The organism is Gordonia sp. (in: high G+C Gram-positive bacteria) (assembly GCF_020438995.1).
GTDB lineage: Bacteria > Actinomycetota > Actinomycetes > Mycobacteriales > Mycobacteriaceae > Gordonia.
Map to the genome: position 1 here is coordinate 69,760 of NZ_JAGQTN010000089.1, position 18,042 is coordinate 87,801.

18 protein-coding genes are annotated in these 18,042 nt (G+C 66.3%); 11 read left to right on the forward strand and 7 right to left on the reverse strand.

Annotated elements, in window-relative coordinates; translation table 11 throughout:
- Positions 1-105: 105 nt before the first annotated feature.
- Both KDB67_RS07685 and KDB67_RS07690 read right to left on the reverse strand, forming a co-directional pair.
- Positions 106-1,566: an aldehyde dehydrogenase (NADP(+)) gene (locus tag KDB67_RS07685; protein ID WP_291014398.1), complete on the reverse strand. Its 1,461-nt coding sequence runs from the start codon at positions 1,564-1,566 to the stop codon at positions 106-108.
- A gap of 38 nt (positions 1,567-1,604) precedes the next feature.
- The gene (locus tag KDB67_RS07690; RefSeq protein ID WP_291014401.1) at positions 1,605-1,847 is read right to left on the reverse strand and encodes a hypothetical protein; all 243 of its coding nucleotides are present in this window, start codon (positions 1,845-1,847) and stop codon (positions 1,605-1,607) included.
- 61 nt (positions 1,848-1,908) lie between these two features.
- On the opposite strand from KDB67_RS07690, the gene KDB67_RS07695 reads away from it, so the two are divergent.
- Positions 1,909-2,928, forward strand: a complete 1,020-nt coding sequence (locus KDB67_RS07695; protein ID WP_291014404.1) for a tyrosine-type recombinase/integrase — start codon at positions 1,909-1,911, stop codon at positions 2,926-2,928.
- A gap of 1 nt (position 2,929) precedes the next feature.
- Here the strand turns inward: KDB67_RS07695 and KDB67_RS07700 are convergent, their stop codons facing one another.
- The 5 genes from KDB67_RS07700 to KDB67_RS07720 all read right to left on the reverse strand — a co-directional run bounded on the left by KDB67_RS07700 (position 2,930) and on the right by KDB67_RS07720 (position 8,110).
- Positions 2,930-4,162 (reverse strand): aminotransferase class V-fold PLP-dependent enzyme, encoded by a 1,233-nt coding sequence (locus KDB67_RS07700; protein WP_291014407.1) that lies wholly within the window; start codon positions 4,160-4,162, stop codon positions 2,930-2,932.
- Between the two features lie 39 nt (positions 4,163-4,201).
- Complete coding sequence (locus tag KDB67_RS07705) at positions 4,202-5,113, reverse strand: cation diffusion facilitator family transporter (protein WP_291014411.1); 912 nt, start codon at positions 5,111-5,113, stop codon at positions 4,202-4,204.
- A gap of 48 nt (positions 5,114-5,161) precedes the next feature.
- A complete protein-coding gene (locus KDB67_RS07710) occupies positions 5,162-6,466 on the reverse strand; it encodes an amidohydrolase family protein (protein ID WP_291014414.1) in 1,305 nt (434 codons plus the stop codon).
- Complete coding sequence (locus KDB67_RS07715; RefSeq protein WP_291014417.1) at positions 6,463-7,422, reverse strand: PDR/VanB family oxidoreductase; 960 nt, start codon at positions 7,420-7,422, stop codon at positions 6,463-6,465. The genes KDB67_RS07710 and KDB67_RS07715 overlap by 4 nt, the downstream gene beginning before the upstream one ends.
- Before the next feature lie 85 nt (positions 7,423-7,507).
- Positions 7,508-8,110 (reverse strand): XRE family transcriptional regulator, encoded by a 603-nt coding sequence (locus tag KDB67_RS07720; RefSeq protein WP_291014421.1) that lies wholly within the window; start codon positions 8,108-8,110, stop codon positions 7,508-7,510.
- Positions 8,111-8,387: 277 nt separating this feature from the next.
- On the opposite strand from KDB67_RS07720, the gene KDB67_RS07725 reads away from it, so the two are divergent.
- The 10 genes from KDB67_RS07725 (at position 8,388) to KDB67_RS07770 (ending at position 17,667) form a co-directional block, all read left to right on the forward strand.
- Positions 8,388-9,710 carry a cytosine deaminase gene (locus tag KDB67_RS07725; protein WP_291014423.1) on the forward strand — a complete coding sequence of 441 codons (1,323 nt, stop codon included), beginning with the start codon at positions 8,388-8,390 and terminating at the stop codon, positions 9,708-9,710.
- Complete coding sequence (locus tag KDB67_RS07730) at positions 9,707-10,501, forward strand: ABC transporter ATP-binding protein (RefSeq protein WP_291014425.1); 795 nt, start codon at positions 9,707-9,709, stop codon at positions 10,499-10,501. Before KDB67_RS07725 ends, KDB67_RS07730 begins: the two co-directional genes overlap by 4 nt.
- Before the next feature lie 128 nt (positions 10,502-10,629).
- The gene (locus KDB67_RS07735; RefSeq protein WP_291014453.1) at positions 10,630-11,382 is read left to right on the forward strand and encodes an ABC transporter permease; all 753 of its coding nucleotides are present in this window, start codon (positions 10,630-10,632) and stop codon (positions 11,380-11,382) included.
- Between the two features lie 72 nt (positions 11,383-11,454).
- Positions 11,455-12,633, forward strand: a complete 1,179-nt coding sequence (locus KDB67_RS07740; RefSeq protein WP_291014427.1) for an ABC transporter substrate-binding protein — start codon at positions 11,455-11,457, stop codon at positions 12,631-12,633.
- Positions 12,633-13,964 (forward strand): FAD-binding oxidoreductase, encoded by a 1,332-nt coding sequence (locus KDB67_RS07745; protein WP_291014430.1) that lies wholly within the window; start codon positions 12,633-12,635, stop codon positions 13,962-13,964. Before KDB67_RS07740 ends, KDB67_RS07745 begins: the two co-directional genes overlap by 1 nt.
- A complete protein-coding gene (locus KDB67_RS07750) occupies positions 13,961-14,734 on the forward strand; it encodes a creatininase family protein (RefSeq protein ID WP_291014432.1) in 774 nt (257 codons plus the stop codon). Before KDB67_RS07745 ends, KDB67_RS07750 begins: the two co-directional genes overlap by 4 nt.
- The gene (locus tag KDB67_RS07755) at positions 14,731-15,351 is read left to right on the forward strand and encodes a pyridoxamine 5'-phosphate oxidase family protein (protein WP_291014434.1); all 621 of its coding nucleotides are present in this window, start codon (positions 14,731-14,733) and stop codon (positions 15,349-15,351) included. Before KDB67_RS07750 ends, KDB67_RS07755 begins: the two co-directional genes overlap by 4 nt.
- Before the next feature lie 79 nt (positions 15,352-15,430).
- A complete protein-coding gene (locus KDB67_RS07760) occupies positions 15,431-16,921 on the forward strand; it encodes a SulP family inorganic anion transporter (protein WP_291014436.1) in 1,491 nt (496 codons plus the stop codon).
- Between the two features lie 72 nt (positions 16,922-16,993).
- Positions 16,994-17,254 carry a hypothetical protein gene (locus tag KDB67_RS07765; protein ID WP_291014438.1) on the forward strand — a complete coding sequence of 87 codons (261 nt, stop codon included), beginning with the start codon at positions 16,994-16,996 and terminating at the stop codon, positions 17,252-17,254.
- The gene (locus KDB67_RS07770; protein ID WP_291014441.1) at positions 17,251-17,667 is read left to right on the forward strand and encodes a type II toxin-antitoxin system VapC family toxin; all 417 of its coding nucleotides are present in this window, start codon (positions 17,251-17,253) and stop codon (positions 17,665-17,667) included. Before KDB67_RS07765 ends, KDB67_RS07770 begins: the two co-directional genes overlap by 4 nt.
- The last annotated feature ends 375 nt before the right edge of the window (positions 17,668-18,042 follow it).

Sequence of the window (18,042 nt, forward strand, 5' to 3'; positions counted from 1 at the left end):
ACCATGCCTGTCTCCACCAGGACGGTCGCGGTGCCGCCGCCGGCGATGACTCGGGTCGCATGCCCTCGGTGTGTGAGTCGACGGCGTGGTGGACGTGCGATGTCCTCATCGGAGTGTGTCCGGGTCGTGCACGCCGTTCACGCGGCGCGGCGCAGGTACCGACTGGTCGTCGCGCAGTTCGCCCGGTAACAGTTGCTGCGGGAATCCCTGCCATGCCACTGCCCGCACGAAACGGCTCAATGCGGCGGTTCCGACCGAGGTGGTGCCGGGTGTGGTGCTGGCCGGGTACGGGCCGCCGTGCTGCTGGGCGTAGGTCGCCGACACCCCGGTCGGCCACTGGTTCCACAGGATGCGACCGGCTTTGCGGGTGAGGATGGTGGTCAGCGGTCCGACGATGGCGTCGTCGGGTTCGGCGACGAGGGTTGCGGTGAGCTGACCGTGCAGCCTGCGGGCGATCCGGAGCAGGTCGCTGGTATCGGCATAGGTCACCACAAGCGCTGTGGGACCGAAACATTCGACGACGAGATCGTCGAAGCCGGTGATCAGCGTGGCACTGTCGGTGGCTAGCAACGTAGGTGCCGGTGGGTCCGTCTCCGGTCCGCCTCCGGTGAGCAACCGCACCCCCGGGTGGCCGGTGAGCCCGTCGCGCACCTTGCTGTGTCCCCGGGCTATTCCCGCGTTGAGCAGTGCATGTCCGGGCGGCAGCGCGGCATCGCGCAGCAAGTCCGGGATCGCCGAATCGGCGGGTACCAGAAGGATTCCGGGTTTGGTGCAGAACTGCCCCTGCCCGAGCGTGAACGACCCGAGGAAGCCGTCGACGATCTCCTGTGCCCGGGCGGAGGCCGCGGACTCGGTGACGAACACCGGATTGACGCTGCCGAGTTCACCGTAGAACGGGATCGGTTCGGGACGTGCCTGTGCGATGTCGAAAAGTGCTCGGCCGCCGGGTATTCCGCCGGTGAATGCGGCGGCCTTGAGGTCGGGGTGGGCGAGCACGGCGCGGCCGTCGGCTTCGGAGTGGATTGTCGAGAACAGGCCCGCCGGTGCGCCGGCGGTGTCGAGTGCGTCGTTCACGACGGTGGCGGTGGCGTCCGACAGTGCGGGGTGGCCGTGGTGGGCCTTGTAGATCACCGGGCAGCCGGCCGCGAGTGCCGAGGCGGTGTCGCCGCCGGCGGTGCTGAACGCGAATGGGAAGTTGGACGCACCGAAGACGAGGACCGGGCCCACGGGGACCGACGTGCGGCGCAGATCCGGCCGCGGAGCGCCCATCGGCCACTGTGGGTCGGCGTGATCGATACGAACGTCAAGGTGCTCGCCCGCCGCGGCGGCGTCGGCGAGAAGCCGGATCTGGAATGTGGTGCGGGTCAGTTCACCGGTCAGCCGTGGCCGTGGCAGATGTGATTCGTCCTGCGCGATCGGGATCAGGTGGTCGGCGGCCGCGTCGAGCGCATCGGCGACCGCGTGCAGGATCTGCCGACGCTCGCCTGATTCTGTTGCCGCCCAACGTTCTCCGGCGATGGTGGTGGCGGCGACCAGGTCGTCGATGGATCGCTCCGGTGCGGTCATGTCTGCTCCTCGTCTTGATCGGTGGTCGGGTCCTGTGCTCAGTTGTACCCGGCCGCAACGGCGTTGTGGGTGGCCTTGGTGACCTGTGCCGCGATCTTCGGTGACAGCGGCGAACGCTGCGGGCGGCAGCGACCGCCCTTGCAGCCGACTATGTCCATCGACAGTCTGATGGCCTGCACGAATTCGGTCGTGGAGTCCTGGCGCAGCAGCGGGTGTAAATCCCTGTACAGGGAGTGCGGCGGCCGTGTCCGCGGTTTGTCGTAGCGGGTGGCTACCCTCATGCGTCATGACCGAACCCTCTGCGCCAAGGCCGGGCTGTGAACCATGTCCGAACCGTGTGACATGACCGAACCGCGCCGGGTGCCCTCGACCGAACGCCGGGACACCGACCGGCCCGAGTGGTTCGAGGAGTTCATGCAGTCGCGGACACGGATGGGCCGCTCCCCGCACACTCTGCGTGCGCTCCGGCAGGACTTCGATTCCATCGCGACCGCGATCCTCGGCGGTTCCGAGGACCTGTCGGTACTCGAAATCCGGCAGGTGACCAAGCGTTCCATTCAGCGCGCGTTCAGCGACTATGCTGACACTCACCGCTCCAACAGCTACCTGCGGTGCTGGTCGACGTGGAATCAGTTGTGCGACTGGCTGATCGACAACGACTACCTGAATCGGATCAACCCGATGCGGACCGTCGAGCGGCGCAGGCCCGAACGTCACCACCCCAAGTCGTTGACCGCCGAGGAGATCGGGAAACTGATCGACGCCGCGTGGCAGGAGAACAATCCGCCCCGTAGCTGGCCCGAACTCGAGCACGCCGTCGTGGCAGTCGGAGTACTCACTGGGGTGCGTGAGGCCGAACTGATCAGCCTGAACATCAACAGCATCCGGCACACCGAGCAGGGGCCGGTGCTGCATGTGCGCGGTAAAGGGAGCAAGGACCGTTCCATCCCGTTCGAGCCCGAACTGCTCACGATCATCGAGACGTATCTGCATTCGCGGACGCAGGTGTTCAGGACCCGTTCGTCCGCCCGGCGTGACGCGATCGACCGGTTCCCTCCGGATGATCCGTTGTTCGTAGGTGCCGACGGCGAACGGATCACCGTCGGCACCCTGCAGGCGCGGATCGGACGGCTGTTCAAACGTGCGGCGGTCCCGACCAAACCCGGCGCGTTGCTGCATTCATTGCGGCACACCTACGCCACCGTGCTCGCAGATACCGGAATCAATCCGTATCAGCTGCGCACTCTCCTCGGACACGAATCCGCCGAGACCTCGCAACGCTACATCGCGGCGGCCGGGCAGGAGAATCGGGGCGCGGCCGCCCGCAATCCGCTATATGCCCAGCTGGACAGACCGGTGTGATTCAGTCCCCGAGTTGTGCGGCGACGGCTGACACCCCGGCGAGGACCTCGGCGAACGAGGTGCTGAGCGGGCTGAGTCCGAGCCGGATGCCGTCGGGGCGCCGGAAGTCGGGGATGACGCCCTGTGCCCATAGTGCGGCGGTGACGGCTTTGAAGTCGGGGTGGTCGATCGTGATGTGCCCGCCCCTGCGCTCCGGGTCGCGGGGCGATGACACGACCACGCCCCGGCCGTTGAGGACGGCGTCGACGGACTGAACGGCGAATTCGGTCAGTGCCACGGATTTCTCCCGTATGGCGGGCATCCCGGTTTCGGCGATCAAGTCGATCGAGTCCTGGATCGGCAGCATCCCGATGATCGCCGGGGTTCCACTGATGACGCGGCGGATTCCTTTGGCCGGAACGTATCCCTGTTCCATCTCGAACGGATTGTGCCGTCCCATCCAGCCCCAGATCGGCTGCCGGAACTCGTCGAGGTGACGGGCGGCGACATAGGCGAACGCAGGTGATCCGGGTCCGCCGTTGAGGTACTTGTAGGTGCATCCGGCGGCGAAGTCGACACCCCATCCGTCGAGGTCGACCTCCACCGATCCTGCCGAATGGCACAGGTCGAGCAACAGGAGTGCCCCGGCGTCGTGGATGACGTCGACGGCTGCGGGCACGTCGATCAGGTATCCGGAACGGTAGGCGACGTGACTGAGCACTACCAGCGCCGTGCGCTCGCTGACCACCGCGGCCAGATCGTCTGTGGTGACTCCGCCGGCGAGCTCGACGTCGATCCAGCGCAGCGTCAGTCCGCGGTCGGCGGCGATCGACTCGATCAGATAGCGGTCGGTGGGAAAGTTCTCCCGGTCCAGGACGATCTCGGTACAGCCGGGCCGCAGATTGAGCGCGCCGCAGGCGAGTTTGTACAGCAGGACCGTCGTCGAATCGCCGATCGTCGTCTGACCGGCGGCCGCTCCGAGAACGACCTCGCCCAGCCGGTCACCGATGGTCAACGGCAACTCGTACCAGCTCTCATCCCAGCCGCGGATCAGCCTGCCGGCCCATTCGTCGGTGACGAACGCCGCCAGTCGCTGCGCCGACGCCGCCAAAGGCCGGCCGAGCGAATTGCCGTCGAGGTAGGCGACGATCCCGGGATCGTCATGACGCAGAAAGCGGCAACGATAGTCGCGCAGTGGGTCTGCGGCGTCGAGGGCGGCAGCGGTGTCGGCGAGCCCGGCGAGCGTCGATGTCATGGGTCGAGCGTAGAGCTCTTGGCCGACGGCGACAGAATTTCAGATGGTCTCCTCCAACCGCCAGTCCTCGTAGGCGCGGGGGTCGCCGATCGGCTCGATGTGGATCGTCGGGAACAGGTCGTCGACGGCGGCTTCCAGATGTGACTCGACCCGCTCGGCCAGGTCGTGGGCCCGCTGCACCGACCAGTCGCCGGGCACAAGCATGTGCATCTGAACGAACCGGATGTGGCCCGACTCCCGGGTTCGCACATCGTGGAACATGACGTCGGGTGTGCTGAACTCGCCGAGAACGGTGTCGATCGCGGTGCGCTGTTCGTCGGGTAGCGCGGTGTCCATGAGGCCCGCCGCCGCTCGGCCGACCAGTCCCCCGCCGACGAACAGGATGTTGACGGCCACGGCGATCGCCACGATCGGGTCGAGAATGTTCCAGCCGGTGATCGCCACCAGCGCGATGGCGATCAGGATTCCAGCGGTGGTCCACACGTCGGTGGCCAGGTGTTTGCCGTCGGCCTCCAGTGTTACCGATCGGTGTCGGCGGCCGGCCCGGATCAGGGCCAGCGCGACGGCGCCGTTGATCATGCTCGCGATCACCGAGACCAGCAGGCCGATGCCTGCCGACTCGATGTCTTTGGGGTTGAGCAGGCGCTCGACGGCGCTGATGATGATGACGACGGCGGCGATCGCGATGCAGGTGCCTTCGATGATCGCCGAGAAGTACTCGCTCTTCTGGTGACCGAAGTTGTGGTTCGCGTCGGCGGGACGGGCAGCTACTTTGAGCGCCACGAATGCGACCACCGCGGCGACGAGATTGACCACCGACTCGGCCGCATCCGAGAGCAGACCCACCGAACCGGTGACGAGCCACGCCGTCGTCTTCAGTGCGATGGTGAGTGCCGCCGCGGCGATACTGAGCAAAGCCCAGCGGCTCAGATCCTGTGTCTTATGGGCCATTCATTCATCATCACCGGTGCCTGGCCGGCGTGGGTGGATACCAGGCGGTCAATCGGAGCGGGCGGCGATCAGTTCGGTCAATGATCGCGCGGCGGCACGCGAATCGTCGGTCAGCAGTCGACCGTCGCGAACCACCCACCGGCCTGCGACCATCACATCGCGTGGCCGCCGGCCGGGCGCGGCCCACAACAGGCCCTCGACAGGGTCGGCGACGCCGGCGTCGAAGACGTCGCCGCAATCCCAGATGCACAGGTCCGCGGCAGCACCCGGCCGTAGATGCCCGATGTCGCTGCGGCCCAGGCCTTGTGCCGACCCTTCGGTACACATGGTCAGCAGGGTCCGGCCGGTGACCGGGTCGCCGGTGAGTCCGGATACCTGCATCGCCAGCCGGGCGTCCGCGAGCAGGTGACCTGCGTCGTTGCTGCCGCCACCGCTCGTGCCCATCCCCACCGGCACACCTGACCGCAACAGGGCCGCGACCGGGGCGATACCCCAGCCCATCGGGATGTCGCAGCCGGGTGCGTGGGTGGCCGTCACCCTGCGGGCGGCGAGCAGTTCGATCTCGCCGGCGGTGACCTCGCACAAGTGCGCGATGGTGACATCCGGTTCGAGCCAGCCCCAGTCGTCGAGTAGCTCCAGGGGTCTTCGTCCGTACCGTTCGGCGGCGATGGCGACGTCGACCTGCTCGTTGGCCTGCGTCCTGCGCCGCAACCCGAGTGCGGTGGCGACCTCCCGCAGTGCGGTGAAAGTCTCGGGGCCGTCCGCATGGACACCGGACGGGCCGACTGCCAGCTGCAACCGGCCGTCGTCGCTGACGCCATCGACGGCGCCGGCCAGATAGGTGTCGTGGATCCCCGCGATCGACTGGGCAGCCGTGACCGGATCGTCGCGGGCAGTGCCCCGGACGAAGACCAGCCGTGCTCCCGAGCTCGCCGCCGAGTCGATGGTCGCTCCGGCCAGTTCGACGGGGTCGATACCGGCCGGCCAGGTGAGGTGGTGGTCGGCGACGGTGGTCACACCGCACAGTAGGGACTCGGCCAGTCCCACCCGGGCCGCGGCGGCGGCGAGTTCCGGATCGACCCGAAGACACCCGTACGCCGCCGACATCTGCCGCAGCCAGTCACTCATCACGGCGAACCGGGTACCCGGCAGGGTACGGAAGGCACTCTGCAGCAGGTGATGATGTGCGTTGATCAGGCCGGCGGTGACCACGCAGTCAGACGCGTCGACGACCTCGTCCGGCCGGCCCGGTGACTCGGCGCCGATACATCCGTCGGCGACGTAGAGCGGTGCATTGCTCACCGTCGTCGCGTCGACGACGACGGTGGCACCCTCGATCAGCACCGAGGTCACAGCTCCAGCACCAGTCGTCCACTGGTGCAACGGGATACGCAGATCATCATGGATTCGTTCTCGGCCCGTTCCTCCGGGGTCAGGACGGTGTCCCGGTGGTCGACCTCGCCGCTGACCACCCCCACTTCGCAGGTGCCGCAGATCCCGTCGCGGCACGACGAGACGGTGATCACGCCGGCGTCGTCGAGGACGTCGAGAATCGTCCGATCGGCCGGCACCACGGTGGTCAGCCCCGACATCGCGAGGTCGATCTGGAATGGTGTGTTGGTCAGGGTCTGGCCGTCGGCGGCGACGAATTTTTCCGAGAACACGTCGACAGCGGGCAGGTCGGCACAGGCGGTGGTCACGTCCTCGACCATCGCGGGTGGTCCGCACACGTAGACCGCGGTGCCGCGCGGCAGATCCGCGAGTGCCTCGGTGAAGTCGACCCGCCCGGCCGTCGACGTCTCCTGGATGGCGACGCGATCGGTGTACTGCTCCGATAGTTCGCCGCAGTAGGCCATCTCGTCTGCGGTCCGGCCCGAGTAGATTAGCCGCCACGGCCGGCCGACACGTTCGACGGCTTCGATCAGCGCCAGGATCGGGGTGATGCCGACGCCGCCGGCGATGAATACGTACTCCAGCGCCCGGGTGAGCGGAAAGTGATTGCGCGGTGCGCCGATGTCGGTCGTGTCGCCGACGTTGAGGCCGGAGTGGATCGATGCCGAACCGCCGCGGCTGTCGGGGCGGCGTTCCACCGCGACACGGTAGTTGCTCAGATCGTCGGCGGACGAGCACAGCGAGTATTGGCGGACGATTCCGCCGGGGGTGGCCAGGTCGATATGTGAGCCCGCGGTCCAGGCGGGCAGCGCGTCCCCACTCACCGGGGTCAGTGTGAACTCATCGATGTTCTCGGTGAGCGACCGTCGCGAATCAACTTGTACGGCAATCGTTCTGGTTGTTGTGGAGTCGGACATGGCGGGCACCTTTCGCGGGAGGAAAGGTCAGCCCCTTGTCGGTGCCCAGCCAGGGAACCTCGATTCCGCGGTGGCCTCGGGCGGGCTATCCGGCCTGAACCACGATCAATCGGGCCGGCCGGTCTCCGGACGCACGCCATCGATGCGGAATGCCGCCACGATAGTAGAGGCTGTCGCCGGCGTGCAATTCGACGGTGCGTTCACCGCCGAGATCGATCTGGATCGATCCGGAGATGACATGTACCCATTCGTCTTGTTCGTGGCGATAGAAGTTGTCGAATTCGGTGCGGCTGATCACCTGTTCCTGCGGGTAGAAGGCCGCGGCGCCCGCGACGAGCAGACGCGAGAAACCTTCGTGCTCATGCTCACTCGTCTGCGGGATCACCAGCCCCTCGTCGGCGCGGACGACCTGTACACCGTCGGGAACGTCGCCGACGTGTGTGGCAGGTGACGCCGGGGTTTGCGCGGCGAGCATCAGGTTGACCTGTGTGGTGCCCAGCGCTTTGGCTATGCGGTCCAGTGTTGCCATGCTCGGCCGGGCCAGTCCGCGTTCGAGTTGTGACAGGAACGGATGCGATATCCCCGCGTCCGCGGCGAGGGTCTTGAGAGTCCGCCCCTGTGCGAGCCGGGCGCGACGGATCTCGGCTCCGACGGCCTTGTGTGCCTGGTCGGTGGTGGATTGCGTCACGGTGCGAGGCCTCACTTCCAGTGTGAGGGCTTGCGCGTGGACCCCCCGGTGTTTGTTGCTGAGTCAACGACTACCACGGTGCAAGCCGAAACGAAGGGAACGCAATGCGAAGCACAGCGGTAACACGATGGAAATCGAGTGTCCCTATCGTTGCCGATGTTGACCTCATCAACATTTGGTCAGTGCCTCGTCGACCAGCCACGACGAACCTCCCGATGTCCGAACGTCTTCGACCGCCCGATCCATCATTGTCTTTCCCGACCATTCTGAGGAATCCATGCCGCTCGGTTCAGCTCCCCTGCGTGGGATCACCGCACGCCTCGGTGACGGGTCGCTCGTCGACCTCGACCTGACCCCTCCGGGTGATTCGGGTGTGCGCGTGGCCCGCATCGGTGCCGCTTCGCGAACTCCGGAAGACCAACGCGCGGAATCGGATTGGCTCACCTTGCCCGATCATGTGCTGTTCGGTGCGGCCGCCGAACCGCACGCCCATCTCGACAAGGCGCTGAGCTGGAACGAACTGCACCCACCCCTCGGTGACCTGCGTGCGGCGATCGCGACGTGGACCGAAGGTGCCGCCCATTTCACCGAGGAATCCTACGAACACCGCGCCCGTCGCGCAGCGCTGATGATGCTCGGCAACGGGTACACGGCGATCCGCACGCACGTCAACGCCGCGGCCCCCGATGACCCCACACGTGCGGTGCGCGCGATCAACCGGGTCCGCGACGAACTCGCCGGGCTGATCGCCATCCAGATCGTCTTCCTGCCCGCATCGACCGTCGCCGACGATGTCGTCCACGCCGCGCTCGACGCGGGGGCCGACCTGGTCGGGGGTGCACCACATCTGGCCGACGATCCGCTCACCGACCTGCACCGGCTGCTCGACATCGCCGAAGCCCGCGGTGTCGGGACTGACATGCACATCGACGAGTTCCTGCAGGGCGACCACCTGACGATCAACGCCTATGCCGACCGGGTGGCGTCGTGGCCGGCCGACCGGATCCGTACTGCGAGCCACTGCAGCCGCCTGTCGACATTGTCGCCGGCCGAGCTGGCCGACGTGACCGGAAGACTCGCGTCCGCCCATGTGGGGGTGGTCGCGTTGCCGATCACCAACCTGTACCTGCAAGGTCACGACGGCCCGGGCCGGGGTCAGCGCGCGATCGCGCCGATCGGTGCGCTGCGAGCCGGTGGTGTCGAGGTGTGTGCCGGTGCCGACAATCTGCGAGACCCGTTCAACCCGCTCGGCCGGGCTGACCCGCTGGAAACGGCCGCGCTCAGTGTAGTTGCCGCGCACCAGAGCCCGCACGACGCGATCGATCTGGTGACCGGCGATGTGCGGCGTGTGCTCGGTCTCGAGCCGGCCGGGCCGGTTGTCGGGGCCCGCGCGGACTTCCTCGCTGTCCGCGGCACCGATGTCGTCGACGTGATCGCCGCCGCACCCGCCGACCGGGTCGTGATCGTGGGCGGTGTCGTCGTCGCCCGTACCGAGACCCACCGCGATATCGCCTTCGGCAGCCATGCGCCTCCGTCCACCGACCTTGATCAACCCCGACCCCTGCCCGATGACGACCGCGACCTCACGGAGGCGTTATGACCACCCCCCAAATATCGGCCCCGGATTCCACAGCGGCCCCGGACACGCCGGCTCATGGCCGTCCGCTCGTCGGTTTCGAACACTGCGAACTGCGCTACCCGAACGGCACCCACGCCCTCAGCGACGTCAATCTGACTGTGCGCGAAGGAGAGTTCGTCTCCGTCGTCGGACCGTCGGGATGTGGCAAGTCGACGCTGCTGCGGCTGTCGGCCGGGCTGGAGAAGATCACCGGCGGCTACTTGCAGTGCGGCGCCCAGCGCATCGGCTACGTCTTCCAGGACGCCACCCTGTTGCCGTGGCGCAGCGTCCTGGACAACGTGGCACTGCTCGGCGAACTCGACGGTGTCAGCAAGGCCGAGCGACGCAAACGAGCCGAGGAGGCGATCGGAACGGTCGGCCTTACCGGGTTCGAGAACCATCTGCCGCACCAGCTTTCGGGTGGCATGCGGATGCGTGTGTCGCTGGCGCGGGCGCTGACGCTGGAACCCGAACTGTTCCTGTTCGATGAGCCGTTCGCTGCTCTCGATGAGATCACCCGCGAGCGTCTCGGTGTGGAGTTGACCGAACTGTTCGCCGCACGACCGTTCGCGGGGCTGTTCATCACGCACTCGGTGTCCGAGGCGGTGTTCCTGTCCAGCCGCGTCCTGGTGATGTCGGGGCGCCCCGGAACCATCGTCGAGGAGTTCGAGGTTCCGTTCCCCTTCCCCCGTCCGCCCGAACTGCGATTCGAGGCCGAATTCAGCGAACTCGCCGGCCGGGTGTCGGTGGCATTGCGAGAGGCACACTCATGACCACACACACTGATCAGGCTGCCGCGCCGAAAGATCCGGTTGAACCGGACCCCGGCGCTCCGTCGACCACCACCGATATCGCCGTTCTCGCGCAGAAGGTGAAACCGGCCGCCGGTGCCGTCAAGAAGATGGCCGGACCGTTCGCGGTATTCCTGCTGGTTCTGGGTGCCTGGTACCTGGTCAGTTACGGCGTTCTCGACCCCGACCGGCGCTTCCTGATGCCGCCGCCGCACGAGGTGATCACCGACGGTCTGCTCGGCGATCAGGCCGACGAGATGTGGCAGGGACTGGCGCGCACCGCTGGTGTCGCCCTGACCGGTCTGATCGTGGCGACGGTGATCGGTATGACGTGGGCGGTGGCGATGGCCCAGTCCAAACAGCTGGAGAACGCGCTGTTTCCGTATGCGGTGGTGCTGCAATGTATTCCGGTGCTGGCACTGGTTCCGCTGGTCGGCTTCTGGTTCGGTTTCGGGTTCGGCGCACGGGTGTTCGTGTGTGTGCTGATCGCGTTGTTCCCGATCGTGTCGAACACGCTGTTCGGCCTCAAGTCGGTCGATCCACGCCTGCAGGACCTGTTCGCTCTGCACAAACCGGGCCGCTGGACGACGCTGCGCAAGTTGTACTTTCCCGCGGCGATGCCCGCGATCTTCGCCGGGCTGAGAATCTCGGCAGGCCTGGCGGTGGTCGGTGCGATCGTCGGTGACTTCTTCTTCAAACAGGGCGAGCCCGGTATCGGTGTGCTGATCGACAACTATCGCTCCCGCCTGCAGGCGCCGGAACTGTTCGCCTCCATCGTGCTCGCCTCACTGCTGGGCATCGTCTTCTTCTGGTTCTTCGGCTGGTTGTCGAACCGCGTCGTCGGCCGCTGGTACCAGAAATAGCTCCACCCCGAACACTCCCCTCCCGGTTTCTCACACAGGACATCTGTTCCTGCCCAAACGATTTGAGGAAACATGGCCAAGCGCCCACTGCACCGAGTCTCCCGATATGTCGGGATGGCCGCCATCGCCGCCACAGTCGCTGCCGCCACCGTGGCCTGCGGCTCCGACGACTCCAGCGCCGGATCCGGCTACACCGGCACCGTCGGCAAGGTCGACCTGTCCAAGGTGTGCCCCGCCAAGATCGTCGTGCAGACCGACTGGGCACCCGAATCCGAGCACGGTCACCTGTATCAGTTGCTCGGGCCGGACGCCAAGATCGACGCCGGCGCCAAGAAGGTCGTCGGGCCGCTGTTCACCGGCGGTGAATACACCGGCGTCGACATCGAGATCCGGGCCGGCGGTCCTGCGATCGGCAACCAGTCAGTGGTGTCCACGATGTATCAGGACCCCTCGATCATGCTCGGTTACGTCGACACCGACCAGGCCGTCCAGACCTCCAAGCAGTTCCCGACGACCGCGGTGATGGCATCGGTCGACATCAGCCCGCAGATGATCATGTGGGATCCGGCCACCTATCCGCAGGTCACCAAGATCGCCGACCTCAAGGCCACCGGAGCCAGTGTCCTGTACTTCCAGGGCACCACCTGGATGGACTACGTCACCGGCGCCGGCATCCTCAGCCCGAGCCAGGTCGACGGCAGCTACGACGGCACCCCCGCCAACTTCGTCGCCGCCAAGGGCAAGAAGGCGCAGCAGGGTTATGCCAGCTCCGAACCGCAGCTGTACGAGGAAGAGATCGAAGGCTGGAAGAAGCCGGTCAAGTACCAGCTGGTCAACGACATCGGCTTCCCCACCTACAAGTCCTCGGTCGCCCTGCGCACACCGGACGTCGAGAAGTACTCCGACTGCCTCAAGCAGTTCGTGCCCGTCATGCAGAAGGGTGTGGTGGACTTCTTCGCCGACCCGGCCCCGGCCAACAAGGTCATCCTCGACGCCGTCAAGCAGTACGACACCGGCTGGGTGTACACCCAGCGCAACGCCGACTACGCCGTGGAGACCATGAAGAAGCTCAAGCTCGTCGGTAACAGCGCCATGGGTGCCGTCGGTGGCTTCGACGAGAAGCGGGTGCAGCGCATCATCGACATCACCACCCCGATCTTCGCCAAGCAGAACTCCCCTGCAGCCGACGGCCTGACTCCGGAGAAGATCGCCACCAACGAGTTCATCGACAAGTCCGTGGTGATGCCCTGATGACCGCACCGCTGTTCGGTGTGCACACCGACGCCGGCCGACCCGATTTCGGGCCGGACGACGTCGACGCGCTGGCCGACGATCTGCTCCCGATCGTCGGTCCGCGCGGGATCAGTTCCCTGCCGCGCGCGATCGACCGGGCCTCACGTGACGGTTCGGGCATGAGCCCGATCCTGTCGGCGGCGGACCTCGGGCGGCCGGACCTGGTCTGTTATCCACGGACCGTCGACGTGGTGGCCCCGATCGTGCGGGCCGCGGTCCGCCGCGGTGTGCCCGTCACGACCCGCGGCAAGGGCACCGGAAACTACGGTCAGGTGGTGCCCCGGTTTGGTGGGCTGGTGCTGGACATGACCTCGCTCACCGAGATCACGGCCGTCACCGACCGGGCGATCTCGGCGCAGGCCGGTGCCCGGATGATCAATCTGGAGCAGGCCGCCTGGAATCGCGGGTCACAGCTGTGGATGTATCCGTCGACGGTGCAGTCGACGCTCGGCGGGTTCCTCGCCGGTGGTTCGGCCGGTACCGGGACGATCGTGCACGGGCGCAACCACGAGGGTTTCGTGGAGTCGGTCGATGTCGTGTACGGCACCGATGACGCCGAGCTTATCCACCTCGAAGGCGACGACGCCCAGCCGATGGTGCACACCTATGGAGTGGCCGGCATCATCGTCTCGGCCACGGTACGGCTGGAACCATTGCAGGACTGGAAATGCCTGTACGCGAGCTTCACCGAGCAGCACGACGCGTTCACCACCGCACAGGTGCTGTCAAAGGTGGAACCGTTGCCGCGGATCCTGTCGGCCGACGGTCCGCTGATGGCGGCGGCCCTGCCCGACGATCCGGCGATCGTCAAGGGCCGGGCCAGTGTTCGTGGCATCTTCGACGCCCGTTGCGTCGAGCAGGTCACCGACATCATCACCACGGCAGGTGGTCGGGTGGAGGCGATCCGCGACGGGATCGCGCAATCGATCAAGATGTCCACCCTGTCGTACAACCACCCCACGTGGTGGCTACAAAAGGCGTACCCCGGCAAGTACTTTCATATGGAATGCATGGGTGACGCGCTGGTGGAGAAGCTCGACGAAGTGCAGGCGGTGTACGACGGCGGTGTGGTGCACCTGGAAGCCGGGCACGGGCAGATGTTCGGGATGGCCAACGGCATCTTCCACAGCCCGCAGCAGGTCATGGACGGCGTGCCCGCGCTCACCGAACTCGGTATCGCCGTGCATTCTCCGCACCAGTGGTACGTCGACCTCGACGCCGACCGCGTCAAAGCACTTGCCGCCCAGACGGATCCGAAAGGACTGCTGAACCCGGGGAGGTGGATGTGAGCTCGGCGACCCGCCGCTTCGCCGACCTCACCACCGCCGAGGTCGGCACCGCACTGAGCCGCGATTCGGTGCTGGTGCTGCCGACCGGTGCGGTCGAGCCGCACGGCCCGCACCTGCCGATGTCCACCGATCTGGTTGTGGCCGAGGAGTTGTCGGCAGCTGTGGTGGATGCGGGTGCGCGGGCCGGGCACGACGTGTGGCTGATGCCGGCGCTGGCGTACACGAAATCCGATGAGCACGCCGAGTTGCCGGGAACCATCTGGACCCGGGCGTCGACATTCTTCGAGACACTGGTCGACATCGGTGCCTCGATCGTGGGCACGCCCGCGCGGCGTCTGCTTGTGATCAACGCGCACGGCGGCAACTCCGCACTGGTCGAGGTGGCCGCCCGCGAACTGCGCCGCCGCTTCGGCCTGCAGACCTTCTTCGCGTGGGGACCGGCCACGCCCGGCCCCACCGAACGCGGCCTCGGTATCCATGCCGGCTGGGCCGAGACGTCGATCATGCTGCACCTGCGTCCCGACCTTGTCGACATGGACCACGCGCACGCCACGATCGCCGACACTGTCGCCGGATACGATCACGTCGGATTCACCAAGACGATCCGGTTCGGCTGGCTGTCCACCGATTTCAGCGAATCGGGTGTCGTCGGCGACCCCACCGGCGCGACCGCCACCATCGGCGAGGTCCTGTTCAACGATCGAGTGACCGAGCTCGTCGCCGCACTCGGTGAAGTCGCCACCTTCGATCCGGGCAGAGTGCGCGCATGATCACTGCCGGAACCGGTTTCGGCGTCGACTGCGCCCCCGAGGACGTCCTGACTGTCGACCCGGTGACATTGGCGACGATGTGGACCCGCCGCCCCGAGGGCGCGTCACCGCTGCTGATGGCACTGGCCACCACCGGCACCGACGGCTATCCACGCGTCCGGCATGTCCTGCTCACCGAAATCGACGACGGCGCCCTGTACTTCCACACCGACAGCCGCTCGGACAAGGTAGCCGAGCTGGCCGCATCACCGCGGGCGTGCCTATCGATCCCATGGCCGGCCGACGGACGTCAACTCGGCGTCGTCGGCGATGTGCAGACCGCCGACGACACTGAGCTGCGCCGTGCGTACGAGGCGCGTTCGCGATATCTGAAGTTACTCGCCTGGCTCAACGACGCCGAGCACGCAGCGCTGCCACCGGCCACCCGCCACGAACGGTGGGCCGCGTTCGACGCCGGCCATCCGAACCCGCAACCGCCGTCGACGTGGACGGGTTTCGCGGTTATCCCCCGGGAGTTCACATTCTGGCGAGGCGACCCCGACGGCCCATCACAACGAGTGCGGTTCCGTCGCAAGACACCGCGGGACGAATGGATGTCGCAGATCCTTCCCGGCTGAGTTCGCGTTGGCCCTCACACGCTCCGGTGAGTAGAGTTCCGCGAGGTTTCTGCGCACATGTGAAATGGAGCTGACGACTATGCCGGCCGCTGTGGTATCGCCCGCTGAACAACAATCGGTACTGGCGGCCTTGAGGTCGCCGCGGCGCCTGCGGACCGAGGTGCTCGCCGGTTTGGTGGTGGCGCTGGCGCTGATTCCCGAGGCGATCTCGTTCTCCATCATCGCCGGCGTCGACCCGCGGGTGGGGCTGTTCGCCTCGTTCACGATGGCGGTGACCATCGCGATCGTCGGGGGCCGGCCGGCGATGATCTCGGCGGCCACCGGTGCGGTGGCCCTTGTCGTGGCACCCGTGGTGAAGAATCACGGCCTGGACTACCTGATCGCGACGGTACCGTTGGCCGGGGCGTTCCAGATTCTGCTCAGTGCGCTCGGCGTGGCCAAACTGATGCGTTTCATCCCGCGCAGCGTGATGGTCGGATTCGTCAACTCCCTGGCGATCCTCATCTTCATCGCGCAACTTCCCCACCTCGTCGGCGTGCCGTGGCTGGTGTATCCGATGGTCGCCGCCGGTCTCGTGATCATCGTCGGCCTGCCCCGGCTCACCACCGTGGTGCCCGCGCCGCTGGTGGCGATCGTGCTGCTCACAGCGGTCACCCTCGTCGCCGGGTTATCGGTGCCCGATGTCGGTGACGAGGGCGAACTACCCGACAGCCTTCCCGCCCTCGTCGTCCCCGACGTTCCGTTCACCTGGCACACGCTGTCGGTGATCGCCCCGTACGCACTCGCCATGGCACTGGTCGGCTTGCTCGAATCGTTGTTGACGGCCAAGCTCGTCGACGACATCACCGACACCCACTCCAACAAGACCCGCGAAGGGTTCGGTCAGGGCGTCGCCAACGTGGTGACCGGACTGTTCGGCGGCATGGGCGGGTGCGCGATGATCGGGCAGACGATGATCAACGTCAAGGTGTCCGGTGCCCGTACCCGGATCTCCACCTTCCTTGCCGGGGTGTTCCTGCTGATCCTGGTGGTCGCACTCGGTGACGTGGTGGCGCTCATCCCGATGGCGGCGTTGGTGGCGGTGATGATCATGGTGTCCGTCGGCACCCTGGACTGGCACAGCATCGACCCACGCACCCTGCGGCGGATGCCCAAGAGCGAAACCACCGTGATGGTGGTGACGGTCGCGGCCACGGTCATCACCCACAATCTCGCGATCGGGGTGGTCCTGGGTGTACTCACCGCGATGGTGCTGTTCGTGCGCCGCGTCGCGCACCTCACCGAGGTGACCGAGGTGCCCTCCGATGACCCTGACATCCGCACGTATGCGGTGACCGGCGAACTGTTCTTCGCCTCCAGCAACGACCTGATCTACCAATTCGACTACACCGATGCGGTGTCCCATGTGGTCATCGACCTGAGTGCCGCACATATCTGGGACGCCTCGACCGTGGCCACCCTCGACGCGATCACCACCAAATTCCAGGCCAAAGGCACGACCGTGACGATCGAGGGCCTCAACGACAACAGCGCACAACGCCACCGCAGGCTCAGCGGTCACCTCGGTTGAGCGATCAGCTCGCCGCGATGCCCTGCCAGTGCGCGTACACTTCGGTGCAAGCGATGCATGCAGGAGGTGGTCATGACAATTCTGACAGTCAGAAACCTGGATCCCGAGATTCACCAGAAGCTTCGAGAACAGGCCGCGGCGCATGGTCGGTCGATGGAAGCCGAGGCCCGCGCGATACTCGAGGCCGGCGTGGGACCCCGGACGATCAACCTGGTCGAAGCGTTGCGCCGATTCGCCGACGACGCAGACCTGACCGAAGACGAGATCGACCTGATGTTCCCGGCACGGCGCACTGAGGTTCAACGACCGGTGACTTTCGACGACGCCGAATGATCATCCTCGACACCAACGTCGTCGCGGTGTTGATGGGAACGAGCAAGCACGATGTCGCAACGGCGTGGCTGAACCGGCAGGACCCGCATGCGCTATTCCTCACGGCAATCACTCGGGCCGAGGTGCGCTACGGGATTGCCCGGCTGCCTGCGGGGAGTCGCCGCGACAGGCTCTCCCGGATGGCCGACAATCTATTCACCAGCCAGGCCGATCGAACACTGATGTTCGACATCGCCGCTGCCGACTACTACGGCGACATCGTCGCCGGCCGTGAGCGTGACGGGCGCCCGATCGGTTCCGCCGATGCACAGATCGCGGCGATCGCCCGCGTCCACGACGCGATCGTCGCTACCCGCGACAGCAACGGCTTCCTCAGAACCGGCGTCACGACGGTCGACCCGTTCGAAAGCTGACGGTGCAGGCGAGATGCTGCACGGTACCCCGACCCGAAGTGTCACAGGGGCCAACGACCTTCCTGTGCGCGCTGTCGACCGATCGGGCTAAACGCCGCGAGGAAACTCTATTTGGGACCTATCGCCTGTGGTTCGCAGCGGACCCTGTCAGTATTCAGTGATGATCCCACCCGACCCAAAGCAACCGTCTCCCATCGGAAACCCACCCTGCATCAAACCTCCTCCTGAGCCGGGTGCTCGGGAGGCCATCGTGGTACGCCCGGCATGGGCATTCGCTTGGAGGTGGAAGTCCTCTGGAGGGGAAGGTGGTTTAACTCCTAGTTGATGGCAACTGCGTCACTGTGAGGTGGGGTGGGAAGGAAGCCGGAGACGAAA